Below are 26,939 nucleotides of genomic sequence, written 5' to 3'. Positions count from 1 at the left end.
CTATGACATTTACAGAACAAGCCAAAGATCAAGCGCAAGCTTCTTGGCAAGGGAGTTTTCAGCATCCTTTTATCACAGAGTTACATGAAGGAACCTTGAGTCCAACGATTTTTCGCTACTATTTAATTCAAGATCATTACTATTTAAAACACTTTAGTCAACTTTATCGCTTGATTGCGGCACAAACGCAACAACCTCGATTGAAAAAATTACTCTTAACAAATGCGGAAAATCTCGCGTTGGGCGAATTAGCTATTCGTGAAACTTTTTTTGAAGAACTAGCGATTACGAAAGAAGAAGTTGCAGCGACACCGATTGCACCAACCGCTTATCACTATGTTTCTCATATGTATCGCCAACTTATTGAAGGAACGCCTAAGACGGCCGCAGCAAGTATGTTGCCTTGTTCTTGGCTCTATCAAGAAATTGGTGCACAGTTAGTCAAACAACACTCACCAGAGCCACTGTACCAACGTTGGATCGAAACCTATGCTGGGGAGGAAGCGTACCAACACGTCCAAGAGGAACGCCAACTGTTAGACCAATTATATGAAGAAAGTTCACCACAAGAACAAGCAGCTATGATCACCGCTTTTGTTATCAGCAGTGAGATGGAATACGCTTTTTGGGAAATGGCCTATACACACGAAACCTGGATTGGTTAATACAAAAACAAGTCGTTTAGTGCTCGTAACTAACGACTTATTTTTGTATTAGAAAGCAGTAATTGTCAGTTGCTTTTTTGACAGGGCGTGATAAGATATTCAGTGACGCAAAATCTGTTGTAACTCGCTCAGTAATAACAGAAACGCCTTGCTAAGAAAGGACTGTAGAAGCCTCATGAATTATCCAGAACCGATTGCAAAATTGATTGAAAGTTATATGAAATTACCAGGAATTGGTCAAAAAACAGCGACACGGCTTGCTTTTTATACAATTGATATGAAAGAAGAAGATGCTAATGCTTTTGCAAAAGCGCTAATTAGTGTCAAGAGAGATCTCCATTTCTGTAGTATTTGCGGAAATATTACTGAAGAAGATCCTTGTGAAATTTGCCAAGATAAAAATCGTGACCGTAGTATTATTTTAGTAGTGGAAGAACCAAAAGACGTTATGGCAATGGAAAAAATGCGTGAATATCAAGGCTTGTATCACGTACTCCACGGGGTGCTTTCACCGATGGAAGGAACAGGACCAGAAGATATTAATATTGCCTCTTTGATCAAACGATTGCACGATGATGAAGTGAAAGAGGTCATTATAGCAACAAACGCTACCACTGAAGGAGAAGCGACGGCGATGTATTTATCACGGCTCATTAAACCAGCTGGAATCACCGTTACTCGTTTGGCACACGGCTTGTCTGTCGGCAGCGATATTGAATATGCAGACGAAATAACCTTGCTAAAAGCAGTCGAAGGACGTCGAGAAATTTAAAAGAAACATCGTTGGAAAAAGAAGTTGAAATCGAAGTAGGTCGTTTCTGTGAGAAAATGTCGCAGTTCAAGCTTTTCCGTACTTCTTTTTCAGTTTCTTTTTTTCAGCGGATGCATCACTTTAAATTGGACATAAGGATTTCAATTAGACTGATAGAGCAAGATGAAGTATAATAGATACAAGTAAAAATTGATTGGAGTTTTCGCACGTGCAGGGTATTTTTATCACATTTGAAGGTCCAGATGGCGCTGGCAAAACCAGTGTTTTGAAGGAAGTTTCTGAAAGATTAGCTAAAGAGTCAAAACGAAAAATTGTCACCACAAGAGAACCAGGCGGCATACCGATTGCCGAAAAGATTCGAACAGTTATTTTAGATCCAAGAAATGACAGAATGGATGAGCGAACAGAAGCTTTACTTTACGCAGCTGCTCGTCGTCAACATTTAGTGGAAAAAATCTTGCCAGCTTTGGAAGCGGGTCATTTAGTCCTATGTGATCGTTTTGTTGACAGCTCATTAGCCTACCAAGGCGCTGGGCGTAGAATTGGGATTGCACCCATTGCTTCAATTAATGCGTTTGCGACAGAAGGTGTCTCACCAGATTTTACAATTTATTTAGACGTTGACTCAGATACTGGCTTACGGCGGATTCAAGAAAATCGAACACAGCAAATTGATCGCTTAGATTCAGAAGGATTAGAATTTCATCAACGTGTTCGTCATGAATATTTGAAATTAGCAGAAGAAAATCCACAACGTATCAAAAAGATTGATGCACGGATGAGTTTAGAACTTGTCGTAGAAGCAACGTATCAGGCGATTATTGAACGTTATCCAGAAAACTTTTAATTATAGGAAGGTGTAGACCATGAAGATTATTTTAGCCATTGTACAAGACAAAGATAGTAACCGATTAGCCAACGAATTTATTGATGCCAATATTCGTGCTACAAAATTATCCTCAACAGGTGGATTCTTAAAAGCGGGAAATAGCACATTTATTATTGGGATTGATGATGAACGTGTCGACGAAACATTAGCTTTAATTAAAGAAACATGTCAATCAAGAAAACAATATGTTTCAACACCTGTGACTTTAGATATCACAATGGATGGCCAAATTCCTTATCCTGTGGAAGTTGAAGTAGGCGGCGCTACTTGCTTCGTCTTACCAGTTGAAGGATTCCATCAATATTAAGATGAATGAAGCACAACAGCTACAGCAAATGCAACCTTTGCTGTACAAGCAACTCCAAAAAAGTTTTGAGCATGGTCGTCTTGCCCATGCTTATCTTTTTGAAGGAGATACAGGAACTGGAAAACAAGAATTTGGCTTATGGATGGCGAAACATGTCTTTTGTACGAATTTAGTAAATCAACAGCCTTGTAACGAATGCCATAATTGTGTGCGGATTAATGAAAATGAACATCCAGATGTTTTAAGAATTGCGCCAGATGGGCAAACCATCAAAGTGAACCAAATCCGTGAATTAAAAGCGGAGTTTTCTAAAAGTGGGGTCGAGACTGCTAAAAAAGTTTTCTTAATTCAAGAAGCAGATAAAATGAGTACCGGCGCAGCCAATAGTCTCTTAAAATTTTTAGAAGAACCAGAAGGGCAAATTTTAGCTATTTTAGAAACCACTTCGCTTTCTCGAATTTTACCAACGATTCAATCACGATGCCAAACCTTACATTTTCAACCATTAGTCAAAAAAACATTAATTGATCGCTTAATCAAACAGGGGATTGGTGAAAAGACTGCAATCCTTTTAGCTGAGCTGACAAATAGTTTTGAGAAAGCAGTTGAAATCTCTCAAGATGAATGGTTTAATGAAGCTAGGGAAATCATTTTGCAATGGTTTAATTATCTAAAAAGTAATGATTTACAGGCATTTATCTACGTTCAGAAGAAAATGGTCAAAGTATTTAAGGAAAAAGAACAACAAGCGCTTAGCTTTGACTTGCTCATGGTTTATTACCGTCAATTATTGGAAGAAAGTGTTGCGACACAGCAAGCCAAAAAAGTAACGGAAGAGCAGGCGGAACGGTTGGCGCTAATTTTGAAAGCACGCCAAAAATGGACTGCCAATGTTAGTTGGCAAAATGTTTGTGAACAATTAGTTATCCAAATGATTCACCCTAAATCATAAAGGAAAAAAGTGCCAAGTGGCATTCAGTTTCATAATATAGTAGGAACTTAGTTGTTTCAGCAAGTTCCTTAACCGATTGAAGCGACGTTCACTTGAACTAGATTAGGAGGAATAAAATGGTAGAAGTAGTAGGAGTTCGCTTCCGTGAAGCCGGTCATATCTATTATTTTGCTCCTGGAAAATCTGAGTATATTTATAATGAGAAAGTACTCGTTGAATCTCAACAGTCAAAACAATTAGCTACTGTTGCTATTCCTAAAAAAACAGTCGATTCAGACGATTTACCAGAGGACCTAAAACCCATTTTAAATAAAGCAACAGCCAATGATTTAGAAAAAGAACAAAAAAATTTGGCTGATGCAGAAGCTGCCAAAAGCATTGCCAATGAAAAAATTCGAGCTCATGACTTAAAAATGAAATTAGTGCGAGTAGAATATACCTTCGATCGTAGCAAAATGATTTTTTACTTTACGGCAGATGGGCGAATTGATTTTCGTGAATTAGTCAAAGACTTAGCGGCTATTTTCCGGACGCGAATTGAGTTACGTCAAATTGGTGTCCGAGATGAAGCGAAAATATTAGGTGGCATTGGCCCTTGTGGCAGACAACTATGTTGCTCAACATTTCTAGGAGATTTTATGCCAGTTTCAATCAAAATGGCTAAAGATCAAGGGCTATCTTTAAATCCTGTTAAAATTTCGGGATTATGTGGCCGCTTAATGTGTTGTTTGAAATACGAAAACGACGAATATGAAGCCGCTAAAAAAGAATTACCAGATTATGGAAAAGAAGTAATAACACCAGATGGCAAAGGTAAAGTCGTCGGGTTGAATCTATTAAGTCGGATTGTCAAAGTTCGTCTGCATGGTCGTGAAATCGCAGCGGATTATGATTACGAAGAAATCAAAGAAGCTACTGCGAAAGTTGCTGCTGAAAAAGGTGATCAAAATGGATAAACGTTCGCTCTATGATGGATTAAATTCGTTGGAAACTGATTTAGACAGTTCCGTGACACAATTAAGAGAAATTAAAGCAGCACTCCATGAGTTGGTAGAAAAAAATACCACGTTGGAAATCGAAAACCAACGCTTACGGGAGCATCTCCAAGAACTGAATAAGTTAGCAGGAAATACAACTGAAACTGAAAAACAAGAGCTATCAAAATCACGTATGAATTTGGAAAAACTTTATGAAGAGGGCTTCCATGTCTGCAATATTTTATATGGTTCAAGACGTGAAAATGATGAAGAATGTGCCTTTTGTCTTGATGTTATTTATGGGGAACGTACGCGTTAAGTCTAGTGGACACTGCAAATAAAAAGGAAAGGTTTGGTTTGACAGTCAATCGATTGTCAAATCAAACCTTTATCTATTTATAGAACGAAAAAGGAAAATGAGGGATGCGCTATGCAAAAACAGAAAAGTTTTGATAAGCAAACAACAAAAGGAAAATTGTATCTTGTCCCAACACCGATCGGCAATTTAGAAGATATGAGTATTCGTTGTTTAAACATATTGAAAGAAGCAACGGTGATTGCTAGTGAGGACACAAGAAACACACAAAAATTGCTAAATCATTTTGAGATTACAACGCCACAAATTAGTTTACACGAACATAATTACAAAGAGCGAATTCCTCAACTGATTACACGATTGCTGAATGGTGAAACGATTGCCCAAGTTAGCGATGCAGGTATGCCTTCAATTAGTGATCCTGGTCATGAATTGGTTACAGCATGTCTTGAAGAAGAACTGGCAGTGATTGCCTTGCCAGGACCTACGGCAGGAATGACCGCCTTGATTGCCTCGGGCCTTTTACCACAGCCATTTACGTTTTATGGTTTTTTACCAAGAAAGAAAAAGGAACAGAAAGACGTGTTATCAGCATTAAAAGAAGAACGGCCGACACAGATTTTTTATGAGTCCCCCTATCGGATTGCTAAAACGGTCGCAACGTTTGCTGAAGTCTATGGTCAAGAACGTCCCGCTGTGATTTGTCGAGAATTAACGAAACTTCATGAAGAGTATTTGCGTGGTACCTTAGGAGAACTAACAGAATATTTAGCAGAAAATACGCTAAAAGGCGAGTGTTGTTTATTAGTTAGCGGATTTACTGGTGAGAAAGAGACAATAGCAGCAATGCCAGCTATTTCCCTCAAAGAACATGTACAAGTTTTAATGGAGGAAGAGGGACGGAGTTCAAAAGAGGCAATCAAAGAAGTGGCCAAATTGAGAAATGTAAAAAAACAAGAAGTATATAAAGAATATCATTCCATTTAAAAAAGGAGAGAAACATGAGTAATTTATTGCGAGCAGAAGGCGTGTCTTATCAAGTAAATGGTCGTAGCATTCTTTCTGATATTGATTTGTCATTTGAAACAGGCAGCAATACAACAATTGTTGGTCCTTCAGGTAGCGGGAAAAGTACATTTTTAAAAATTTTATCTTCATTATTAAGTCCTACAGAAGGCGAAATTTTTTATCAAGAAGCGCCAATTACTACAATGCCAATCGAAACATACCGCCAAAAGGTTTCTTATTGTTTTCAGCAGCCAACTTTATTTGGTGAAACCGTGTATGATAATTTATTATTTCCATTTACCGTCAGACAAGAAGCGTTTAATCAGGAAAAAGTCGTGGCATTGCTCCAACAAGTGAAATTGCCCGCTGCTTATCTTGAAAAGAAAATAGCCGAACTCTCTGGTGGTGAGCGACAACGGGTTGCTTTGCTACGAAACATTATTTTTGTACCAGATGTTTTATTATTAGACGAAGTTACAACGGGATTAGATGAAGAAAGCAAACAAATTGTCAATCAATTGTTAAACCAATTAAACAAAGAGCAAGGAGTCACGCTGGTTCGTATCACGCATGATACCGAAGAAATTCAGCAAGCACAGCAAGTGATTCGTATTGTAGCAGGAAAGGTGGCGCCGACAGATGGATTTAGCAGTTAATAATTTATCCTTATTTTTTTCAGCCATGCTAGTAGTGGTCGCATTAATTATTAGTACTAAAGAAAAATTAGGTTTTACCAAAGATATTATTATTAGTGTGATTCGAGCAGTCATTCAATTAGTCGCAGTCGGCTATTTATTAAAATATGTTTTTCAAGTCAATAACCTGATTTTAACGCTCATCATGGTTTTGGTGATTGTTTCCAACGCAGCCTTTAATGCAAAAAAACGCAGCCAGCAATTACAAAAGGGCTTTTTGATTTCTTTCATTGCAATTGGTTGTAGTACAGGAATTACCATTGGTATTTTGATTTTTTCTGGTTCTATCAAATTTATTCCTTCTCAAATCATTCCTATCAGTGGGATGATTGCCAGCAATTCGATGGTGGCAATTGGTTTATGCTATCGCAATTTAGATACTCTTTTTCAAAACCAACGGCAAGCGGTAATGGAGAAACTAGCATTAGGTGCAACTATCAAACTCGCCTCTTTACCAATCATCCAACAAAGTGTGAAAACCGGGATGGCGCCGACGATTGATTCTGCCAAAACTGTCGGAATTGTTAGTTTGCCTGGGATGATGTCAGGCTTAATTTTTGCGGGCGTTGATCCTGTCCATGCGATAAAATATCAGATTATGGTGACTTTTATGTTGCTATCAGCAACAAGTATTGGTTCAGTGATTGCAACTTATCTTGCCTATAAAGGCTACTATAATCAACAAAAACAATTGGTTGTTTAATTAAAAAGCTGGAAATCTGTGTTTATAACTTCACGGATTTTCAGCTTTTTCTGGTTGAAATAAAGAAGTTTCAATTTGAAAAAGAACGGACGTTCGTATATAATGGAGGGAGGAGGCGAATCAAAATGATGAGCGAATTACGTTTTCCCTTAAAAAAAGATACGTCGAGAAAAATTATACATATAGATATGGATGCGTTTTTTGCTTCAGTTGAAGAACGAGATCATCCAGAGCTAGTAGGACATCCGTTAGTTATTGCGCGCCATCCAAGTGATACTGGGGGCAAAGGAGTGGTGACCACAGCGAATTATATTGCTCGACAGTACGGTATTCACTCGGCTATGAGTGCTCAAAAGGCGTATGAACTATGTCCAAGTGCCATTTTTAAGCCAGGTAATTATCAGAAATATAGTGAAATTTCTCAAGAAATCCGTGAAATTTTTCGCCGCTATACAGATGTGATTGAACCAGTATCTATTGACGAAGCGTATTTAGATGTAACTGAAAATAAGGTCAACAGTAAGTCGGCTATTAAAATTGCGAAAATGATCCAGTATGATATTTGGCATGAATTACAGTTAACTTGCTCGGCAGGTGTTAGTTACAATAAGTTTTTAGCCAAGTTAGCATCAGATTTCCAGAAACCAAAGGGCCTGACGGTTGTCTTACCAGAAGAGGCCGAAGATTTTTTGAAAGCATTACCGATTGAAGATTTCCACGGAATCGGGAAAAAAACAGTGCCTAAAATGCATGAACTAGGGATTTTTACTGGAGCAGATTTATACAAGCAAGATGAGATGACGTTGATTCGGTTATTCGGTAAAATGGGTTATTCATTGTATCGTAAAGTCCGTGGTATCCATGATGCGCCAGTTCAAGTGACTAGAGATCGTAAGTCGGTAGGCAAGGAACATACTTACGGCACCCCTTTAACGACGGAAGAGCAGGTTACGGCTCAATTGAGACAATTAGCAGCAGGGGTTGAGCGTGCATTGCAACGAGTGCAAAAACATGGCAAAACAGTAGTCCTAAAAGTTCGTTATACTGACTATACGACGATTACGAAACGTGTGACATTACCTGAATATATTTCTAAAAAAGAAGAACTTTTCTATCAAGCGAATTTAATTTGGGAAGATATTTTAGGTTTAGAACAAGGAATCCGTTTATTAGGCATTACTTTAACGAATTTAGATCCACTAGCGTATGAAAACATTGTTTTACCTTTATGGGAAAAAAGTTAGCCCTTTAGACACATCCTCAAGAGATGGCTAAAGGGCTAACTTTTTTAAATTGATTTTTTGATTTGTTCATAAGACGTTTCGGCGTCATGACATTTTTCCCAAATAACAGCTTTGCCAGCAGCAAGTGATTTGGGTACATCAATAATCCGTTGATTACTACTGCCACGAAATTGTAAATTTAAATTACGTTTTGCCAGTTCAAAACGCCCATCGACTAAAATGTCAATTGAATGGAGTAGTTCAAGCTTATCAGGCGTTTCTAAAAGTAGTTCTTCAAAGGTATACCCAGACCAAGACCAGATATCTTTGGCTGAGCCAAATGTTTCCCGCACACGTTTGACTACACTAAGACAAACATCTGTATTCAGAAAAGGTTCACCACCCAAAAGAGTCAAACCTTGGACATAGTCATGGGACAAATCTTCAATAATTTGATTCATTAAAGATTCTGTAAACGGCGTACCGTAATTGAAATTTTGGACAGCTTTGTTAAAACAACCTTCACAAGCAAAGAGACAGCCGCTCACATATAAACTATTGCGTACACCTTCGCCATCAACAAAGTTGAACGCTTTGTAATCGGCAATCTTTTTTTGGCTGTAGTCTTCGGTTTTCCATTCTTGTGGTTTCGGATTACGCATCAGCAAAACTTCTTTCTATAGAATAATCGAGTTTAATTTTTTAAATGTTTAACACGAGAGGAAATTTCTTTGTGACGACCATGTACCATTGGGCGAGCTTGCGGGTTACCTAAATAACCACAAGTCCGTTTAACGACATCACAAGTCTTAGGATCATGATTGCCACATTCTGGACATTCAAAGCCACGTTCAGTTGGATGGAAGTCCCCTTCAAAACCACAGGCATAACAATGATCAATTGGCGTATTGGTTCCTAAATAGCCAACTTTGTCATAAGCGTAATCCCAGACAGCTTCAAGTGCTTTGGGATTTTGCTGTAACATGGGGTATTCACAGTAGTGGATAAAACCACCAGAACAATATTTTGGATAATCCTTTTCAAAATCAAGTTTTTCAAAAGGCGTTGGATTTTTGCGTACATCATAATGGAAACTATTTGTGTAATATTCTTTATCTGTAATATTTTCGACGATGCCAAATTTTTCAGTATCTAAACGGCAAAAACGGTCAGTCAAGCTTTCGCTCGGTGTAGAGTAGACACTAAAATGATAGCCGTATTCGTTGCCCCAGTTGTCGGCATTTTTTTTCAGTTCTTTTAAAATATCCAGTGTAAAGTTTTTGGCCTCTTGATTGTCCTCCCAAGCACCGCCGTAAAAGGCAGAAGCCACTTCATACAAGCCAATATAGCCAAGCGAAACCGTGGCACGTTTGTTTTTAAACAGTTCATCTACGGCATCCTGTGTAGCTAAACGTTTTCCAAATGCACCATACATGTATAAAATCGGTGCATTCGCTGGTTTAGCTTCTTTAACACGTTCAACCCGATAAACCAAAGCATCTTTAACGATCGCCAAACGTTCATTTAAAATTTGCCAGAACTTTTCTTGGCTTCCTTGCGCTTCTAAAGCGATTCTTGGTAAGTTCAAGGTCACAACGCCTAAATTCATTCGGCCAACATTTACTTCTTCACCTTGTTCGTCTTTCCAGCCTTGTAAAAAGGAACGACAGCCCATTGGTACCTTAAAACTACCTGTTAGTTCAACGATTTTATCATAGTTTAAAACATCAGGATACATGCGTTTCGTTGCGCATTCCAGTGCCAGTTGTTTAATATCGTAATTTGGATCAGTAGGTTGCGCATTGACGCCGCGTTTAATTGTGAAAATCAGTTTTGGGAAAATAGCTGTTCGTTTTTCAATCCCTAAACCATTAATTCGGATTTGTAAAATCGCCCGTTGAATTTCTCGCTCAAACCAGTTGGTACCTAAACCAAATCCCAGAGAAGTAAAAGGGGTTTGTCCATTGGAAGTAAATAAAGTATTAATTTCATACTCAAGACTTTGCATGGCATCAAAAATATCTTTTTTCGTTTTCTTCCGAGCGAATGCTTTTTGGCGTTCTTCTCCTTCAATCCATTCTTGCGCATCTGCTAAATGTTTTTCATAATTACGTTCCGCAAAAGGCGCTAATAATTCATCAATCCGATCGGCAGAGCATCCACCATATTGACTGGAAGCTACATTGGCAATAATTTGAGAAATTTGTGCAGTGGCTGTTTGAATTGATTTTGGTGATTCGACATCAGCGTTCCCAATTTTAAAGCCATTGTTTAGCATGCCTTTAAAATCAATTAAACAGCAGTTTGTCATGGGCGTATATGGATGATAATCTAAATCGTGGTAATGAATGTCGCCTTTTTGATGGGCATTAGCCACGTGTGAAGGCAACATCTTTAAACCAATTGATTTTCCAACAATCCCAGCGGTTAGATCACGTTGCGTATTAAAAACGTCACTGTCTTTGTTGGCATTTTCGTTCACGACAGTCTGATCTTTATTAATTAATTTGCCGATAGATACATTAATATCAGTTGCTTTACTACGCTCAAAATCACGTTGGGTTCTGTAATGAATGTATTCTTCGGCTAAGGCATATTCATTGTTGGATAGCAGAGTATGTTCCACAATATTTTGAATTTCATAAATTTTTACGTTATTGGTAAAACGTTCGGCAATTTCTCGATTGACATCGGCAACAATCGATTGGACTTTTTGATGTGTCAAAGGAGTGACTTGGTCATGTATTTTTTGTTCAGCTTTGATCAAAGCATCGTATATTTTTTGATCATCGAAAGTCACTAAACGACCATCTCGTTTGACGACTTTAATTGTTGAGAGATTAACATCCTCGGCTTTTTCATCAGTAATCTTCATCATTTTATCCAGCTCCTTATATCTCGTTAGTAACTATCCTAATACAAAGGTCGGCTAAATTCAATCGATATATTGCGTATTTTTAGTAAAATATCGCTAGACAAACACTATATATTGTGCTTGCGCTGTTTTGAAAAAATATGAAAACAAATGAAGAAAAGGATTGAGCAAATTTTTTTGCGTGAAAAAAATTCTTTGTCCAAATTAAAAAACAGCAAAGATTTTTTTGCCAAATTGCTAAAAGCAACACTAAAAAATAACAATTATTAAATAATAATTGTTTGCGGATTTATTCACGAAATGCCAATTATTCTTTGACTACCGAACGATATTGTAAGATAAAACGATGTTCATTCAGATTTTTTCTTGGTAAAATAAGAGTAATAACAAAACGTTGGAGCGAGAGAAATGAAAAAAATTGTAGAAGTAAACCATGTCAGCAAGACATATGGTCGTTTAAATAATAAAACAGAAGTATTAGATAATATTTCGTTTACCGTTGATGAAGGCGAATTTGTGGGGATTATGGGTCCCAGTGGTGCTGGGAAATCGACACTGTTGAATGTCTTATCCTCGATTATTTTGCCAACCGCAGGAATCGTGCGCATCGCCGGACAAGATATTTTAAAAATGCGAGATAATCAATTAAGTGATTTTCGAAGAAACGAAATGGGGTTTATTTTTCAATCGTTTAACCTAATTGATACGTTAAATGTGAAGGACAATATTCTGTTGCCTTTAGCTGTAGAAAAAGTTTCATTAGAAGAAATGGATAAACGTTTGTTACATGTGACTTCGATTTTGGGGATTCAGGAGCTTTTATCTGCTTATCCACCAGAGATATCTGTGGGACAAAAACAACGGGTAGCAGCTGCTCGTGCTTTGATTACGAACCCTAAAATCATTTTTGCAGATGAACCAACTGGCTCGCTGGATTCAAAATCAGCAACAGAATTGTTGAAATATTTAGCTGAAATTAATCTACATGATGATGCCACAATTTTGATGGTGACACATGACCCGTACACGGCTAGTTTTTGCAATCGCATCTTATTCATTAAAGACGGTGCGATTTTCTCAGAAGTTGTTCGTCAAGGATCACGTAAGGAATTTTTTAATCGTGTGATAGATATGCAAGCAACGATTGGTGGAGGCGGGCGCGCAAATGATTTTTAAACTATCATTAAAAAATTTAAAAGCTCATGTACCTAATTATCTGGTTTATTACATTAGTATGACTTTTGCAGCGGTCGTTTATTATTGTTTCCGTGCGATTGCTTACAACCAGCCTCTTGTCGCAGGTGCAGGCCGTGATATCGAAATTAAGCGATCTTTAGGACTCGGTAGTACCTTAGTCACCATTATTATTTTGGGCTTTATGTTGGCAGCAAATCGTTTTTTTATAGGAAAACGTAGCCAAGAAATTGGCTTGTATCGATTAATTGGCTTGAGAAAGAGCCAAGTTTCACTAATTTTTTTAGTGGAAAATTTAGTTTTAGGCTTTGTTTCACTAATTAATGGGATTATTTTAGGAGTGATTTTCACCAAGTTGTTTTCAATGATTTTAGCCAAAGTTATGTTTTTAGAAGTCCCCAGTTTCTTCTATATTTCTTGGCGTTCCGTTATTGAAACCGGTGTAGCTTTTGCATTTATGATTTTGATTGTCTGCTTAAGAAGTATTTGGATGATTTATCGTTATCCATTGTCGCAGCTTATGCACCAAGAAAAAATTGGTCAAATTAATTATAGTCGTTTAACGAAACGGCGGCAGTTTCTAGGTATTTTAGGACCTATTTGTTTACTGGCTGGTTATTTTATTGCGTTTGATTTTCGGAATTTAGCGACAGGTATTGTGTATAAACAATTAAATGATTCATTGGATATCTCGATTCCGATGATTATTACATTGACGCCTTTTATCATTTTGGGTCTATGTGTGGTGGGAACGTATTTATTTTTCCGTTATACCATGTATTTTATCATTCGCTTATTTAATCATAGAAAAAAATGGTATTACCAAGATTTACGCATGATTACTTTAGGCAATGCCAAACGCTACTTATTTAAAAGTAGCAAAACACTCACTGGTTTGACCTTATTAATTGCGACAGCCTTGAGTGGGATTGGCGTGATGGTTTTTGTGTATACGATTAGTATGCACACGGTCAACAGTGATGGTCCCGTGGACTTTTTAGTTTCACAGGAAAGCTATCCTAAATTGAAGAAAGTTCTCGATGAAGCGAAGGACACCAAAATAAAAAATGAAGTGATACTTTCTTATAAAATTACTGGAATTGAACGCAGTTTGCGAATTGGTCAAGCGCAAGAGGAACAAGAAACGATTGAAGCAGTTAATGTTTTATCCTTCTCAAATTACCGCAACTATCAAAAAATTAATCCTTATTTAAACGATTTACATTTAAAAAATGACCAAAGTGTTATCTATATGGATAGCTTTACCAATATTTTAAGTGGTATGTCTCGTTATGAATCGAAACTGCAATTTGTTGAAGGAGAGAAGGCACAACTGCAACAAGTGCTGCCTAACTATCTAGGTAATTTTTTATTGCAATATTCCTTACCAACGATTGTCGTTTCCGATGCCCTTTATCAGAAAGTGACAAAAAATTCCATTCAGTATCAGATTAACGCCGTAAATGTTGACACGAAAAGCCGTGAAAAACTTTATGAAGCCGTAAATAAACAGATTGCCACAGAATGGCAAGCGCCAATTTTGTATAAGTATGAAAAAAATAACCAGCAGTTGAGTGGTTTTGCCAAACAAATGCCTAACGAAGAGGTAAAGAATACACAAGATGATGTCACAGAAACTTGGCGGCTAAATATGAATGATCGCTACGCCTCTTTACGCTATGAACGAAAAATTAACGGCTTGACTTTATATGTCTCCATGTTTGTGGCAATTTTAGCGTTGTTTATTACGGGCAGTATTTTGATGTTACGACAACTCTTTTCAGCTGTAAGTGAGCGTCAAGATTACGTGACTTTAAAACGGATGGGTGTTTCTAGTAAAGCGATAACTAAGCAAATTTATCGACAGAATAGTTTGATTTTCTTTCCGCCGATGGTCATTGGGATTTTGCATACTACCTTTGCCATTTATTTGCTAAGCCAATTTATTAAGAGTCCAGGATATTTGTTAGTATATCTTTCTTGTGGAATCTTAATAATTGTTTATCTAATTTTTTATATTTTAACGTCTGCCATTTATGCGCGGATGATTCGACACATCCATTTTTAAAAAACTGTAAAAGCCGTTGTGAAGCGGTTTTTACAGTTTCTTTATGCGAAAAAATTATGAGAGTTCCGTTTATGAAAATCATGAAAATTTAAGAAGTGACGAAATTGTTAGTTTTTTTATTAAATTGTAAGAAATTTCAATGGACTTTGCTGAAATATAGCATAAAATAATGGATAGCGATTAACCTTAGGAGGTGAATGATAATGAAAACAACTTTTCAGAAAATTCTCAATAACGAAAGTCTTAAATTCATCGGTAAAACGTTATTTTATTCTTTCATTGTCATTGCATTAATTTATCTTTATCATTACAAGAATATCAATGGAGGAACCTTCATTTATAACGAGTTTTAAGGAGGCGGCTATATATGGAAAAAGTAATTAATATGATTCAAACGATTGATGAATGGGCACGTAAAGAACCCCAACGTCCTGTTTATTTAACCGAAGAAAAAGTCTCTACGTATGGAGAGTTAAAAGAAAAGTCAGACAATCTAGCCGCTTATTTAGCTGAGCTGAAAACGGACAAGTCAGCGATTGTCGTATACGGAGAATTAGATTTTGAAATGATTGTGAGTTTTCTAGGCGCATCGAAAGCTGGTTTTAGCTATATCCCCATTGATGCACATACACCAAAAGAACGCATTGAACTAATTCTAAACGTAGCCAAACCAACCGCAGTGATTGCTGTGCATGAATGGCCTGAGTTAGCCACCGAAGTGCCAGTAATTACGGCGGAAGAATTAACAGAAATGATGATGCATGCACCTCGACATGCGCCTGCGTTGACGCCTGTCACAGGAGCAAGTAATTACTATATCATTTTCACTTCAGGGACAACTGGCGTACCAAAGGGTGTGCAAATCAGCCATGATAATTTAGTTAGCTTTACGAATTGGTTGTTGCAAGATTTTGGTTTAGAAGAAGGGGCCCGCTTTTTAGCACAGGCACCTTATTCGTTTGATTTATCGGTGATGTCTATTTATCCCGCATTGGCGTTAGGCGGCTCATTAACTCCGTTACCCAATGAAATCATTAACGATTTTAAACAATTATTTACGCGTTTGCCACAATTAACAATCGACGTCTGGGTTTCAACACCGTCCTTTATTGAATTGTGTCTAATGGAACCAAGCTTCGATGGTGAACATCTACCAGCACTGCGCACGTTTTTGTTCTGTGGAGAAGAATTACCAAAACCAACGGCTGAGAAATTAGCCGCTCGTTTCCCAACTGCGCATATTTATAATACGTATGGGCCGACAGAAGCGACTGTAGCGATTAGTGCCATTGAAATCACTCAAGAAGTTTTAAAAAGTGTCCAACGTTTACCAATCGGGTATGTGAAAGAGGATACGCAAATTTATATTATGGAAGGCATGTCAAAATTACCTGCAGGTGAAATTGGTGAAATCGTCATTGCTGGACCAAGTGTTTCCAAAGGCTATCTAAATAATCCTGCGAAAACAGCTGAAGCTTTTTTCCAATTAGATGGCGTACCAGCTTATCGCACAGGCGATGCTGGAAAGTTAGTCGATAACCTATTGCAGTATGAGGGACGCTTAGATTTTCAAATTAAATTGCATGGCTACCGCATTGAGTTAGAAGAAGTAGATCATCACTTAACGAATGTTTCCTACGTGAAACAAGCAGTCGTTGTGCCGAAATATCAAGGAAATAAAGTCCAACAATTAATTGCCTATGTCGTTCCGCAAGCACATGAATTTTCAAGTGATTTTCAATTAACTAAGGCAATTAAACAAGAATTAGCCACGTTGACAATGGACTATATGATTCCGCAAAAATTTGTATATGTTGAACAATTACCTTTGACAAGTAATGGCAAAATTGATCGGAAAGGGTTGATGAATGAGGTGAATGCCACATGATGAATTTTCCTCATATGATTCCCTATAATGCGCCGTATTACTTTGTTCTGCTAATTGCGGCCTTGTTGCCGATGATTTTAACTTTAGCCATTAAAGGGACACGTTGGCCTTGGTACCAAACACTCGTGACACTGGTCTTTCTATATATCAGTTTTGGTGGCGAATTTTGGCAACAAGGAGTCGCTCTGATTGTATATGTTATTTATCAAACATTACTAACGTGGGGCTATGCGGCTTATCGAAAAAATAAAAATGCAGGTTGGGTCTTTTATCTGGCTGTCTTTTTAGCTATATTACCGCTTGTTTGGGTGAAAGTTTCTCCCTTCATGACAGGCAAAACAACCTTACTTGGCTTTTTAGGGATTTCTTATTTAACCTTTAAAGCGGTCCAAGTGGTCATGGATTTACGGGATGGCGTAATGAAAGAATATCATCCGTTTCGTTACATTCAGTTTCTCTTGTTCTTCCCGACTATTTCTTCAGGACCCATCGATCGTTATCGGCGCTTTGAAAAAGATTTGAAAAACCCGCCGAGTGCGGATAAATATTTAGACTTTTTAGAAAAAGGAATTTTTTATTTATTTCTAGGATTTTTATATAAGTTTATTATCAGTCATTATCTTGGTGGTGTCTTTTTACCACATGTGGAAAAAATGGCCTTGGCACAAGGTGGTTTATCCTGGTGGACAGTCGGCTATATGTATAATTACAGTTTGTATCTATTCTTTGATTTCGCAGGCTATAGTTTACTGGCCGTTGGCACAAGTTATTTAATGGGCTATGATACACCAATGAACTTTAACAAACCGTTCCTAAGTTGGAATATTAAAGAATTCTGGAATCGTTGGCACATGACCTTATCTTTTTGGTTCCGTGATTACATTTACATGCGCTTAATGTTTTTCTTAATGAAAAAGAAAGTCTTTAAAAGTCGGATTGTGACTTCTAATATTGGTTACTTTGCGTTGTTCTTAATCATGGGCATTTGGCATGGATTAACGTGGTTCTACATCGCTTATGGGCTCTACCATGCAACACTAATTTGTGTAACAGATGCTTGGCTACGTTTTAAGAAAAAACATAAAGACAAGATACCATCAAACAAATTTACACATGCATTTGCAGTCTTTTTAACTTTCCAAGCGGTTTGTGTCAGCTTCCTGATTTTCTCAGGATTTTTAGACAAACTATGGTTTAAATAAACAAAAATAAAAATATAAAGGGGCAATTTACAATGAACATTCAAGAAACAGTATTAAACATTTTAGAAGATATTACAGGAACAGACGAAGTTGTGAACAATCAAGACATTCAATTATTTGAAGAAGGATTATTGGACTCTTTAGCGACGGTTCAATTATTAGTAGAAATTGAAGGACAATTAGGAATCCAAGTTCCTGTATCAGACTTTGACCGTGAAGTATGGGGAACACCAAAACAAATCATTCAACAAGTGGAAGCTTTACAATAATGTCTAGAAAAAAACGACTAATCAGAATCTTAGGTCCAGTGCTTTGTTCAGCGGTCTTGGTTGCAGTGTTCTTTTTTGCACCGTTCAGAATCAATTTAACTTCCGAAAAAACGTTGAAGGAAGCATCAACGTCAATGGCACCGAACGTTTTAAAAGGCAATGTGATTAAAAACAAAGCAGTGGCTTCTGGTAAATATGTTCCTTTTTTTGGCTCTTCTGAATTAAGTCGATTTAGTGCTTTCCACCCTAGTGTGCTCTCTGAAAAGTATCAACGGAACTACCGACCGTTTTTACTAGGAGAAGCGGGCACACAGTCATTAACCCAAGCAATGGTCATTCATTCGATGGGCGATGCGATTGCCAATAAGAAAGCGGTCTTTATTTTATCTCCGCAATGGTTTGTCAAAAAGGGTGTACCTAATGATAGTTTTGGTGCACACTATTCACAATTACAAACCTATCAATGGTTAGCTAATTTAACCGAATTAACCAGCGGTGACCAATATCTAGCACAACGTTTGACCAAATTTCCAGTTGTTCAAAAAGACAAAGTCTTAATGGAAACCTTGGCAAATCTGCAGGCAGGGCAACTTCCCCAACGCTCTCAACGAGATTATTTTATAATGAATCTCCGTTTCTTGAATCGTGAAGATGAATTGTTTAGCCAAATTGGCATGGTTAGCAGAGAACCAATTGTTGAAAAAGATATGAAACAATTACCTGCTACGTATAATTTTAATGAATTAGATCAGCTAGCTGGAAAAATTGCGGTAAAAGCCATTAATAATAATAAATTTGAAATTAGTAACGGTTTTTATCGCCAACGGATTAAACCAGTTTTACCGAAATTAGCTCATTCACAAAAGAAATGGGATTACCGTTTTTCTCCAGAATATGGTGATTTCCAAGCTGCGTTAGAACAGTTAGCAGAAAAAAATGTCGATGTTTTATTTGTAATCCCACCTGTTAACAAACGTTGGTCGGACTATACGGGCTTGTCACAAGATATGTTGCAACAAGTAGCACGCAAGCTGAAATATCAACTTCAAGAGCAAGGGTTTACTAACATTGCTGACTTCTCAACATGTAGTAATGAACGCTACTTTATGGCGGACACGATTCATTTAGGTTGGCGTGGTTGGCTCGCTGTTGATCGTCAAGTAGATGAATTTATGAAACAACCTGCGTCTAAAAAGTTAGCGTATCAAATTGATGATCGTTTTTATCAGACAGATTGGCAACAACAAAATCCATTGGTCTTACCTCAATTTTAAGAAGGCAAGATGGATCAAGTACCAATTATCTGAAGCGGACTAGAAGCGCTTCGTAACAATGAAAATAGCCTGTACCTGCCGTTGAATAACGAGCGTGCAGGCTGTTTTTTCGTTTATTTTTAGTGGAGAACGTTGCTCAATTTATTTTTTGTAAGTATTTTTTTAGTTCGTGGTATAATGGATAAAATTGGTTTTTGAGGGGAGTTATTTTTATGGATGTAAAAGAAGAAAAAATGTTAATTGATTTAACAAGTGCTAAAGGGATTGCTGGGAATGAAGACGAAGTACGTTCGTTATTTAAAAAGTATGCAGCACCGTATGCGGATAAATTTTTATATGATGGCCTTGGCAGTATTATTGCAAAAAATGTTGGTGATAAAGAAGGACCAAAAGTCTACATTTCTGGGCATATGGATGAAGTCGGTTTCATGGTTACCCAAATCACAGAAAAAGGCTTTTTAAAATTTCAAACCGTTGGCGGTTGGTGGGGGCAAGTTATGTTGGCCCAACAAGTTCAGATTAAAACTACGACTGGTAAGGTTTACCATGGTGTCATTGGGTCTAAACCACCGCATGTGTTAACAGCGGAAGTTCGTAACAAACCCTATGAGATTGCAGATATGTTTATTGATATTGGTGCAAGTAGCGATCAACAAGTTGCAGAATGGGGGATTCATCCAGGGGATATGGTGACACCATATATTGACTATCGTCGCATGAATGATACAAAATTTTTATTGGCAAAAGCGTGGGATAACCGAATTGGTACGGCCGTTTCATTAAAAGTTTTAGAAAATTTAGCGACAGAAGGGCACCCCAATATTTTATTTGCAGGCAGTGATGTGCAAGAAGAAGTCGGGCTACGCGGTGCGCAAACAAGTACGCATCTTGTGAATCCAGACATAGCGTTTGCTTTAGACACAGGAACAGCTGGTGACACACCAGGAATGACACCTAAAGAAGCCGACTCTGTTTTAGGTGAAGGGCCACAAATTTTGATTTATGATGCATCAATGATTCCGCATAAAAAATTACGTGATTTTGTTATTCAAGTGGCGGAAGAAAATAACATTCCCTTCCAATATACAGTGATTACAGGGGGAGGTACGGATGCTGGCCGCATGCATTTAACGCGCAACGGGATTCCATCATTAGCCATCACGGTGCCTGTTAGATATCTGCATTCACATACCTCAGTTATTCATGAAGATGATTATTTCAACACAGTCAAATTAGTCACAGAAGTGGTGAAACGTCTAGATAAAGAAACAGTCGCTAAATTGACTAGTTATTAGTTTCAGAAAGGATGGAATGAATGAAAAGTTTAGTAACAAATTCGCAACATCGTGCCAATGCTCGCAGAGCCCTTGATGGGCAATGGGGGATCATGGCTTGGTTAACTTTCTTAGGAGTGGTTTTACAGAGCTTCTTAACATCGATTGTGCAAAATTTATTTTCTGGTGAAAATCAAGTTTTTCAAAGTAGTTTTGCCGCAGTATTACTGCAAATTTTTGTTTTATTCGCGTTAAGTTATGCGCTATATTACGCAGCCTTGAAGGTGTTACGTGGTGAAAAGGTGCGGGTCAATATTTTAATGAGTGTTTTTCAAGGAAAATATTATGGTCCGCTATTTGTGGTCAACCTACTTCAAAAAGTACTTGAACGTGTAATTGGTTTGTTATTTTTGTTACCAATTTTATTTGGGGCAGGGACAACCTTGTATTTCAAATTGATGTTTAATACAGTTACACCAGAGGAAATCCAAGCCTTTTTCTTAAATGATTTTTCCTTTTTCCTAGCGTTTGGCGTTGCCTCTATCTTAATCTTTTTAATTGGCTTATTTGTGAGTGGCGTTTTTCAATTTGCTGTGTGGCTACGTTTTGATAATCCAGAACTGCCAATTATGATGGCGTTGAAACAGGCGTTATATTTAATGAAAAATCGTTTTTGGCAATATTTATGTTTACAATTTTCTTTTATTGGTTGGTATATTGTGGGCTTTTTAGCTATTGGTATCGGTCTATTATGGGTGATTCCTTATAACTATGTAGCGTTAGCTAGTTTTTATCAAACTGCCTTAGAAGAAAAAGGTTTAGCCGAAGAATAAAAAAGAAGCTTGAATCCTTCGTTATCTCGACAAAGGGTTCAGGTTTTTTCTTTGGTCTTTTTGTGAAAATTTAAGCGTTTTAACCTCGTTTTTCCGTTATTTTATGGTAACATGGAAGTATCGTATTGAAGGAGGTTGTCCACACATGAAATTGACTGTCTTAGGCTGTTTAGGTGCTTATCCATACAAAGGAGAAGGAACGAGTTCCTATTTGTTAGAATCTGAAGGCTTTCATTTGCTTATTGATGCAGGCAGTACGACATTAGTGCGTTTAGAAAACTATCTAGATCCATTGAAATTAGATGCTGTCATTCTGTCGCATTACCATCATGACCATATCGCAGATTTAGGTGTTTTACAATATTATCGTCAGCTTTATCCAACGCTGGAACCGACGCCTATTTTGCCAATATATGGCCATACACAAGATCAAATGCATTTCAAAGAACTAACGCTTCCTAACGTTTCCGAAGGGAAAGAGTATTTTGAAGCAGAAGAGTTGGCAGTAGGACCATTTTTAATTACTTTCATGGAAACGATTCATCCTGTCACTTGTTACGCGATGCGGATTGTTGAAAAAGCGACTGGCAAAGTCTTTGTCTTTACAGGAGACTCTGGTTACTTAGCAAGTTTTGAAGACTTTGCAAAAGACGCTGATTTATTCTTAGCGGATACGTACTTATTTGAAGGTAATGAACGACATCATGCACATTTTACGTCAAGAGAAGCGGGTGAAATTGCCAAAGCAGCACAAGTCAAACAATTGATGTTGACCCATTTACCACAACATGGGTCATTGGAACAACTACGTGAAGAAGCGCAAAACTATGCTGGAACGGAAATTCCAGTGACATTAGCCCAACCAGATTTAACAGTTGAGATTTAAAAAAGTAACTATACCAAGGGAGAGAACCGATTGTGATTTTTGTACCGAATGAAAATAATGACCCACGAGTGAACTTAGCAATTGAAACATATTTGTTAACAGAAATGCCTTTAGATGAGCCCATTCTTTTATTTTACATTAACGAGCCGTCAATCATTATTGGCCGTAACCAAAATACAATTGAAGAAATTAACAAAGAATATGTAGATGAGCACGGCATTCATGTTGTTCGTCGCTTAAGTGGCGGCGGCGCCGTTTATCATGATCATGGTAATTTGAATTTTAGTTTTATTATGCCAGATGACGGCAACTCTTTCCGTGATTTTGCGAAAGTTACCCAACCAATTATTCAAGCATTGCACGACTTAGGCGTTGAAGGTGCCGAATTAAAAGGGCGCAATGACCTAGTGATTAATGATATGAAGTTTTCAGGAAATGCGATGTACGCTACCAACGGCCGCATGTTTGCACATGGAACCTTAATGTTTGATAGTGATATTGATGAAGTTGTAAATACATTGAAAGTACGGAAAGATAAAATCGAATCTAAAGGTATCAAGTCTGTTCGTTCACGGGTAACAAACATTAAACCATTTTTATCTGAAGATAAACAAGAGATGACAACGGAAGAATTCCGCCAAGAAATTCTTTTGAAAATTTTCGGCGTAGATTCGATCGACCAAGTTAAAACGTATGAATTAACTGATCAAGACTGGGCGGCTATTAACAAAATTTCAGAGCAATACTATCGCAATTGGGATTGGAATTATGGTAAATCACCTGCATTTAACTTAGAACGTCGCCATCGTTTTCCAATTGGCTCAATTGAAATGAAAATGAATGTGGCGGATGGTGTCATTCAAGAAATTAAAATCTTTGGGGACTTCTTTGGGCTTGGTGAAATTAAAGATGTTGAAGATATTTTAACCGGCGTGAAATATGATAAAGCTTCTTTAGAAGAAGCCATTGATCAAATTGACGTTAAAAAATACTTTGGCAATATCGAAAAAGAAGATTTGCTTGGGTTAATTTATTAAAAAAAAAGACAGCCGTTTCATGTAGTGACCCCAAAAAGTTAGACTTTTATAGAGTGGATTTTTCCACTCTATTTTTTATGCAGTTTTTTGATTGAATTGTCGAAATTCTACTGGGCTTTTCCAGTTAAGTTTTTCCTTGATTCGGTGATGATTGTAATAATAAATGTAGTTCTCAATTGCTTCTCTCAATTCATTTTGACTTTGATAGATTTTTCCATAGTACACTTCTTGTTTTAGGATACTGAAGAAATTCTCCATAGGAGAATTATCTAAACAGGTTCCTTTTCGAGACATACTTTGAAAGATATTGTTGTCCTTTAATGTTTGTATATAGACATTCATTTGATAAGCCCAGCCTTGATCAGAGTGAAAGGTGCGCCGATAGGGACAATCATTTGTTTGAGAAATTGCTTCTTTCAGACCTCCCATAACTGTTTTACCATTTGGTTGAGTAGAAAGGCTATAGCTTAGAATTTCACTATTATACATATCCATAAATGGATCTAAGTATAGTTTTTTCTGACGAAAGATGCCTGCGTTATCTGCTTCAAAGTACTTAAATTCAGTTGTATCAGTTGTAATTTTTTGATGAGGAACAGAAGTTTTAAATCGGCGACGAATCAAATTTTTAGCGATTTTACCAACGGTTCCTTTATAGGAATTATATTTTCTGGATTTCTTAGTAAAAGCTTTGACTTGTAACTTTAACTTTTGTATTAATCGCTGGACTTTCTTTTTATTCACTTGAAATCCACGTCGTTTCAATTCTTGGGTCATCCTTCTATAGCCATAATGTTGATGTTTTTTACGAATCGCTTGAATTTCTTCTTCAATGATTTGTGTTGAAGCTGTTCTGTCGAGGCGTTTTTGCCAGTACATGTAAGTAGATTTTGGAAACCTTAGGGTTTCCAAAATATCTTTTAATCGAAAGTGTCTTCGGAGACTGTGAATGATTCGTGCGATTCGTTCATTTTTTGTTCGTCCTCTAAACGCAGTCTCCTCAATTCTTTTAAATAGGCATTCTCAATTTTTAACATTCTATTTTCTTTTTCTAGTTTCTCTACTTGAGATCGTTCACTTGGTAGTGGTTGGGGTTCATTTCGTTTCTTTTTAGACATGGTAGGTGGACGTCCTTTCTGTTTAGAGAGTCCCTCTATACCAAACTTCTGATACGTTCTAAGCCAATTCGCAATCAATGATGGATTGTTCATTTTTAGAAGATTAGCTACTTCTTGATAGGACAACTCTGTTGTTAAATATAACTCTAACGCATCTAGCTTAAATTGAACAGAGTAATTCTTATTTTTTCGACTGCGAAGTAGGCCTTCTTCACCAAGTTCTTTATAGGCATTTATCCATTTGCTTATTTGAGAACTATCTTTAAACCCATACTTCTTTGCGAGAAACCTTAGACCTCCTTGACCAGATAAGTAGTCATGAACAAGTTTAAGTTTAAATTCAAAACTGTATTTTGCCATACAAAAAAACCTCCAAAAGTTAGATTTCTAGGTCTAACTTTTGGGGGTCGGCTCATTCAAACGGTTGTCTTTTTTCTAGCTAAAAATAATTTTTAGCTTTTAGAAAGGTAGTGCTATGTGCAAAATCGTCGAAACGATTTTTATCAGGGAACTATCAAATAGCTCGCCTGCATATGTACTTGAACCAAGTCAAGTCCGGGAATTTGGTTATGTGCTTCACTATAAATCACTATCTGTAAAGAGTATACAAGATTTCCTTTCTTTTGTGATATCAAATTTTTACAGACAAAGTAGTAAAATTTGACGTTTCTTATTTTGGCAAGGTTATAGGCTTGTTTTGGGGCTTGAAATAGCAAGAATTAATAGTGATTTAAGGGAAAATATTAACATATGTAGAAGTATTTTTATAAGAAATAACGAGAAAAAATCAATAAGTATGTTCTTGAGGGCTACTTTTTGACGTTTTCTAATTAAAACTTAATAAAAAATAGCAGAAACAAAGAAAAAATGTGCTTACAAGAAGTAATCCGCATTTAGCTAGGAAGTTAAGAATGTGCATGTTATTTTCAAACAAATAATAAGAATCCTATTTCAATCCTTTACAGAGGAACAAGGACTTCGTATAATAAAGGGACGAAAAGGAGCGAAAGTGATGAGAAACGAAATGATGCATCGACCAGTCGTTAAACCAGAATTGGTTGAGTATATGCGTACAAAACAAAAGAAACTTCCCGGAGAATTAGGTGCAGTGGAGGCGGAAGCCAATGAAGCAGGGGTGCCGATTATTCCGCACGAAACAGTAGTTTTTCTACAATTTTTGCTAGGACAACTAAAGCCCAAAAATATTTTAGAAATCGGGGCAGCAATTGGTTTTTCTTCAAGCTTGATGGCCCAATTTGTTGGTGAAGATGGTCACGTGACCACGATTGATCGTTTTGACGTAATGATAAAAAAAGCGAAGAAAACCTACCAACGCCTAGACTTAGAAGAAAAGGTCACTCTTTTAGAAGGACAAGCAGCTGAGATTCTACCAACGTTGGAAGGACCTTATGACTTTATTTTTATGGATAGTGCCAAATCAAAATACATTGAATTTTTACCTGAATGTTTACGGTTGCTACCAGTTGGCGGCGTTTTAATGGTGGATGATGTATTTCAAGCTGGGACAATTTTAGACCCTGCTGAGGAAGTACCGAAAAAAAATCGAGCGATTCATCGTAAATTAAACCAATTTTTAGATGTAGTCATGACGCACCCTGATTTAACTTCTACTTTAGTTCCTCTTGGTGATGGAGTTATTTTAATTACCAAAGAGAAAGAAACGATTATTTTAGATAGTTAAAGAATGTCTTCACAAAAAGAAAGCGAATCATTAAAAAGCAAGTTCTTTTAATGATTCGCTTTCTTTTTTATGTTATTTAAAAAGTTATCTCGCTATTTCTAATTGAGAATGATAATCATAAAATTCTCAATAGGACAGTATTATGTGTTAATAAAACCTCTTTTGTTTATAATTATTCTATTGACGGAATAATTATAAACTGTTATCCTTAAAGAGTAAAAAAACAGAGGAGGAACGACAATGAATTTAATTAATCAAAAACTTTTTGACTTTGAATGTGATGCCTATCACGATGGTGAATTTACACGAGTATCAACAGAAGATATTTTAGGAAAATGGAGTATTTTCTTCTTTTATCCAGCTGATTTTTCTTTCGTGTGTCCTACGGAATTAGGGGATATGCAAGAGCATTATGCGCATTTACAGGAATTAAATTGTGAGGTTTACTCTGTTTCAGAAGATAGTCATTATGTGCATAAAGCATGGGCTGACGCTACAGAAACGATTGGAAAAATTAAATATCCAATGTTAGCCGATCCCAACGGTCAACTTGCTCGTTTCTTTGGCGTTTTAGATGAAGCTTCTGGAATGGCTTACCGTGCTTCATTTATTGTGAGTCCAGAAGGTGAGATCAAATCTTATGAAATCAACGACATGGGTATTGGTCGTAATGCTGAAGAACTTGTTCGTAAATTAGAAGCTTCTCAATTTGTAGCAGAACATGGTGATAAAGTTTGTCCAGCCAATTGGCAACCAGGAGAAGAAACAATTGCGCCAAGCTTAGATTTAGTTGGTAAAATTTAAATTCACTT

General features: G+C 37.0%; 26 protein-coding genes and 1 pseudogene. 24 read left to right on the top strand and 3 right to left on the bottom strand.

Going from position 1 to position 26,939, the window contains the following annotated elements; translation table 11 throughout:
• Positions 1-2: 2 nt before the first annotated feature.
• The 11 genes from tenA (at position 3) to dinB (ending at position 8,528) form a co-directional block, all read left to right on the top strand.
• The gene (gene tenA / locus IGJ24_RS10865) at positions 3-665 is read left to right on the top strand and encodes a thiaminase II (RefSeq protein ID WP_085443702.1); all 663 of its coding nucleotides are present in this window, start codon (positions 3-5) and stop codon (positions 663-665) included.
• Positions 666-840: 175 nt separating this feature from the next.
• Entirely contained in the window at positions 841-1,437 is a 597-nt protein-coding gene (gene recR, locus IGJ24_RS10860) for a recombination mediator RecR (protein ID WP_002356363.1), read from the top strand.
• A 208-nt stretch (positions 1,438-1,645) separates the two neighbouring features.
• Positions 1,646-2,284 carry a dTMP kinase gene (tmk, locus tag IGJ24_RS10855; protein ID WP_002356366.1) on the top strand — a complete coding sequence of 213 codons (639 nt, stop codon included), beginning with the start codon at positions 1,646-1,648 and terminating at the stop codon, positions 2,282-2,284.
• A gap of 19 nt (positions 2,285-2,303) precedes the next feature.
• A complete protein-coding gene (locus IGJ24_RS10850; RefSeq protein WP_002356367.1) occupies positions 2,304-2,633 on the top strand; it encodes a cyclic-di-AMP receptor in 330 nt (109 codons plus the stop codon).
• 1 nt (position 2,634) lies between these two features.
• Positions 2,635-3,585 (top strand): DNA polymerase III subunit delta', encoded by a 951-nt coding sequence (holB, locus tag IGJ24_RS10845; protein ID WP_002404418.1) that lies wholly within the window; start codon positions 2,635-2,637, stop codon positions 3,583-3,585.
• A gap of 116 nt (positions 3,586-3,701) precedes the next feature.
• Positions 3,702-4,541, top strand: a complete 840-nt coding sequence (locus IGJ24_RS10840; protein ID WP_002356371.1) for a PSP1 domain-containing protein — start codon at positions 3,702-3,704, stop codon at positions 4,539-4,541.
• Positions 4,534-4,881, top strand: coding sequence for a DNA replication initiation control protein YabA (locus tag IGJ24_RS10835; protein WP_002356372.1), 348 nt, complete (start codon positions 4,534-4,536; stop codon positions 4,879-4,881). The genes IGJ24_RS10840 and IGJ24_RS10835 overlap by 8 nt, the downstream gene beginning before the upstream one ends.
• A 111-nt stretch (positions 4,882-4,992) precedes the next feature.
• Positions 4,993-5,865 carry a 16S rRNA (cytidine(1402)-2'-O)-methyltransferase gene (gene rsmI / locus IGJ24_RS10830; protein ID WP_002359438.1) on the top strand — a complete coding sequence of 291 codons (873 nt, stop codon included), beginning with the start codon at positions 4,993-4,995 and terminating at the stop codon, positions 5,863-5,865.
• A 14-nt stretch (positions 5,866-5,879) separates the two neighbouring features.
• Positions 5,880-6,542: an ABC transporter ATP-binding protein gene (locus tag IGJ24_RS10825; RefSeq protein WP_002359439.1), complete on the top strand. Its 663-nt coding sequence runs from the start codon at positions 5,880-5,882 to the stop codon at positions 6,540-6,542.
• Positions 6,526-7,284 carry an ABC transporter permease gene (locus IGJ24_RS10820; protein WP_002356377.1) on the top strand — a complete coding sequence of 253 codons (759 nt, stop codon included), beginning with the start codon at positions 6,526-6,528 and terminating at the stop codon, positions 7,282-7,284. The genes IGJ24_RS10825 and IGJ24_RS10820 overlap by 17 nt, the downstream gene beginning before the upstream one ends.
• Positions 7,285-7,412: 128 nt before the next feature.
• Positions 7,413-8,528 carry a DNA polymerase IV gene (gene dinB / locus IGJ24_RS10815; RefSeq protein WP_023894966.1) on the top strand — a complete coding sequence of 372 codons (1,116 nt, stop codon included), beginning with the start codon at positions 7,413-7,415 and terminating at the stop codon, positions 8,526-8,528.
• Positions 8,529-8,572: 44 nt separating this feature from the next.
• Here the strand turns inward: dinB and nrdG are convergent, their stop codons facing one another.
• Together nrdG and nrdD are read right to left on the bottom strand one after the other, a co-directional pair.
• The gene (gene nrdG / locus IGJ24_RS10810) at positions 8,573-9,169 is read right to left on the bottom strand and encodes an anaerobic ribonucleoside-triphosphate reductase activating protein (protein WP_002356379.1); all 597 of its coding nucleotides are present in this window, start codon (positions 9,167-9,169) and stop codon (positions 8,573-8,575) included.
• 32 nt (positions 9,170-9,201) lie between these two features.
• Positions 9,202-11,385 carry an anaerobic ribonucleoside-triphosphate reductase gene (gene nrdD, locus IGJ24_RS10805; protein WP_002385686.1) on the bottom strand — a complete coding sequence of 728 codons (2,184 nt, stop codon included), beginning with the start codon at positions 11,383-11,385 and terminating at the stop codon, positions 9,202-9,204.
• Between the two features lie 405 nt (positions 11,386-11,790).
• On the opposite strand from nrdD, the gene IGJ24_RS10800 reads away from it, so the two are divergent.
• From IGJ24_RS10800 to IGJ24_RS10750, 11 genes are all read left to right on the top strand, one after another.
• On the top strand, positions 11,791-12,558 hold the full coding sequence (locus IGJ24_RS10800) for an ABC transporter ATP-binding protein (protein WP_002356382.1): 768 nt from the start codon (positions 11,791-11,793) through the stop codon (positions 12,556-12,558).
• A complete protein-coding gene (locus IGJ24_RS10795; RefSeq protein WP_016633788.1) occupies positions 12,548-14,644 on the top strand; it encodes an ABC transporter permease in 2,097 nt (698 codons plus the stop codon). The genes IGJ24_RS10800 and IGJ24_RS10795 overlap by 11 nt, the downstream gene beginning before the upstream one ends.
• Before the next feature lie 203 nt (positions 14,645-14,847).
• Complete coding sequence (locus tag IGJ24_RS10790; protein ID WP_002356384.1) at positions 14,848-14,997, top strand: teichoic acid D-Ala incorporation-associated protein DltX; 150 nt, start codon at positions 14,848-14,850, stop codon at positions 14,995-14,997.
• Positions 14,998-15,011: 14 nt separating this feature from the next.
• Positions 15,012-16,532 carry a D-alanine--poly(phosphoribitol) ligase subunit DltA gene (gene dltA, locus IGJ24_RS10785; RefSeq protein ID WP_002368807.1) on the top strand — a complete coding sequence of 507 codons (1,521 nt, stop codon included), beginning with the start codon at positions 15,012-15,014 and terminating at the stop codon, positions 16,530-16,532.
• Positions 16,529-17,734 (top strand): D-alanyl-lipoteichoic acid biosynthesis protein DltB, encoded by a 1,206-nt coding sequence (gene dltB / locus IGJ24_RS10780; protein WP_016616063.1) that lies wholly within the window; start codon positions 16,529-16,531, stop codon positions 17,732-17,734. The genes dltA and dltB overlap by 4 nt, the downstream gene beginning before the upstream one ends.
• Before the next feature lie 32 nt (positions 17,735-17,766).
• Positions 17,767-18,003: a D-alanine--poly(phosphoribitol) ligase subunit DltC gene (dltC, locus tag IGJ24_RS10775; RefSeq protein WP_002356389.1), complete on the top strand. Its 237-nt coding sequence runs from the start codon at positions 17,767-17,769 to the stop codon at positions 18,001-18,003.
• Positions 18,003-19,277 (top strand): D-alanyl-lipoteichoic acid biosynthesis protein DltD, encoded by a 1,275-nt coding sequence (dltD, locus tag IGJ24_RS10770; protein ID WP_016615049.1) that lies wholly within the window; start codon positions 18,003-18,005, stop codon positions 19,275-19,277. The genes dltC and dltD overlap by 1 nt, the downstream gene beginning before the upstream one ends.
• 212 nt (positions 19,278-19,489) lie before the next feature.
• A complete protein-coding gene (locus tag IGJ24_RS10765) occupies positions 19,490-20,572 on the top strand; it encodes a M42 family metallopeptidase (RefSeq protein WP_010823133.1) in 1,083 nt (360 codons plus the stop codon).
• A gap of 20 nt (positions 20,573-20,592) precedes the next feature.
• Positions 20,593-21,384, top strand: coding sequence for a DUF975 family protein (locus IGJ24_RS10760; protein ID WP_002356392.1), 792 nt, complete (start codon positions 20,593-20,595; stop codon positions 21,382-21,384).
• 145 nt (positions 21,385-21,529) lie between these two features.
• Entirely contained in the window at positions 21,530-22,270 is a 741-nt protein-coding gene (locus IGJ24_RS10755; protein WP_002356393.1) for an MBL fold metallo-hydrolase, read from the top strand.
• Between the two features lie 32 nt (positions 22,271-22,302).
• Positions 22,303-23,307, top strand: coding sequence for a lipoate--protein ligase (locus tag IGJ24_RS10750; RefSeq protein WP_010817611.1), 1,005 nt, complete (start codon positions 22,303-22,305; stop codon positions 23,305-23,307).
• Between the two features lie 75 nt (positions 23,308-23,382).
• On the opposite strand, the pseudogene IGJ24_RS10745 reads toward IGJ24_RS10750, so the two are convergent.
• A pseudogene (locus tag IGJ24_RS10745) lies at positions 23,383-24,785 on the bottom strand (IS3 family transposase).
• 652 nt (positions 24,786-25,437) lie between these two features.
• Here IGJ24_RS10745 and IGJ24_RS10740 point away from each other — a divergent pair.
• Entirely contained in the window at positions 25,438-26,127 is a 690-nt protein-coding gene (locus IGJ24_RS10740; RefSeq protein ID WP_082153371.1) for an O-methyltransferase, read from the top strand.
• A gap of 240 nt (positions 26,128-26,367) precedes the next feature.
• Positions 26,368-26,931: an alkyl hydroperoxide reductase subunit C gene (ahpC, locus tag IGJ24_RS10735; RefSeq protein WP_002356396.1), complete on the top strand. Its 564-nt coding sequence runs from the start codon at positions 26,368-26,370 to the stop codon at positions 26,929-26,931.
• Positions 26,932-26,939: the final 8 nt, after the last annotated feature.

It is taken from the genome of Enterococcus sp. DIV0546 (assembly GCF_051712785.1).
Classification (GTDB): domain Bacteria; phylum Bacillota; class Bacilli; order Lactobacillales; family Enterococcaceae; genus Enterococcus; species Enterococcus faecalis.
This window is presented reverse-complemented; position numbering and strand designations above follow the sequence as displayed.

Coding starts and splice junctions, on each gene's coding strand:
- tenA (WP_085443702.1), top strand. CDS start 3: ATGACATTTACAGAACAAGCCAAAGATCAAGCGCAAGCTTCTTGGCAA.
- recR (WP_002356363.1), top strand. CDS start 841: ATGAATTATCCAGAACCGATTGCAAAATTGATTGAAAGTTATATGAAA.
- IGJ24_RS10850 (WP_002356367.1), top strand. CDS start 2,304: ATGAAGATTATTTTAGCCATTGTACAAGACAAAGATAGTAACCGATTA.
- holB (WP_002404418.1), top strand. CDS start 2,635: ATGAATGAAGCACAACAGCTACAGCAAATGCAACCTTTGCTGTACAAG.
- IGJ24_RS10840 (WP_002356371.1), top strand. CDS start 3,702: ATGGTAGAAGTAGTAGGAGTTCGCTTCCGTGAAGCCGGTCATATCTAT.
- IGJ24_RS10835 (WP_002356372.1), top strand. CDS start 4,534: ATGGATAAACGTTCGCTCTATGATGGATTAAATTCGTTGGAAACTGAT.
- rsmI (WP_002359438.1), top strand. CDS start 4,993: ATGCAAAAACAGAAAAGTTTTGATAAGCAAACAACAAAAGGAAAATTG.
- IGJ24_RS10825 (WP_002359439.1), top strand. CDS start 5,880: ATGAGTAATTTATTGCGAGCAGAAGGCGTGTCTTATCAAGTAAATGGT.
- IGJ24_RS10820 (WP_002356377.1), top strand. CDS start 6,526: ATGGATTTAGCAGTTAATAATTTATCCTTATTTTTTTCAGCCATGCTA.
- dinB (WP_023894966.1), top strand. CDS start 7,413: ATGAGCGAATTACGTTTTCCCTTAAAAAAAGATACGTCGAGAAAAATT.
- nrdG (WP_002356379.1), bottom strand. CDS start 9,169: ATGCGTAATCCGAAACCACAAGAATGGAAAACCGAAGACTACAGCCAA.
- nrdD (WP_002385686.1), bottom strand. CDS start 11,385: ATGATGAAGATTACTGATGAAAAAGCCGAGGATGTTAATCTCTCAACA.
- IGJ24_RS10800 (WP_002356382.1), top strand. CDS start 11,791: ATGAAAAAAATTGTAGAAGTAAACCATGTCAGCAAGACATATGGTCGT.
- IGJ24_RS10795 (WP_016633788.1), top strand. CDS start 12,548: ATGATTTTTAAACTATCATTAAAAAATTTAAAAGCTCATGTACCTAAT.
- IGJ24_RS10790 (WP_002356384.1), top strand. CDS start 14,848: ATGAAAACAACTTTTCAGAAAATTCTCAATAACGAAAGTCTTAAATTC.
- dltA (WP_002368807.1), top strand. CDS start 15,012: ATGGAAAAAGTAATTAATATGATTCAAACGATTGATGAATGGGCACGT.
- dltB (WP_016616063.1), top strand. CDS start 16,529: ATGATGAATTTTCCTCATATGATTCCCTATAATGCGCCGTATTACTTT.
- dltC (WP_002356389.1), top strand. CDS start 17,767: ATGAACATTCAAGAAACAGTATTAAACATTTTAGAAGATATTACAGGA.
- dltD (WP_016615049.1), top strand. CDS start 18,003: ATGTCTAGAAAAAAACGACTAATCAGAATCTTAGGTCCAGTGCTTTGT.
- IGJ24_RS10765 (WP_010823133.1), top strand. CDS start 19,490: ATGGATGTAAAAGAAGAAAAAATGTTAATTGATTTAACAAGTGCTAAA.
- IGJ24_RS10760 (WP_002356392.1), top strand. CDS start 20,593: ATGAAAAGTTTAGTAACAAATTCGCAACATCGTGCCAATGCTCGCAGA.
- IGJ24_RS10755 (WP_002356393.1), top strand. CDS start 21,530: ATGAAATTGACTGTCTTAGGCTGTTTAGGTGCTTATCCATACAAAGGA.
- IGJ24_RS10740 (WP_082153371.1), top strand. CDS start 25,438: ATGAGAAACGAAATGATGCATCGACCAGTCGTTAAACCAGAATTGGTT.
- ahpC (WP_002356396.1), top strand. CDS start 26,368: ATGAATTTAATTAATCAAAAACTTTTTGACTTTGAATGTGATGCCTAT.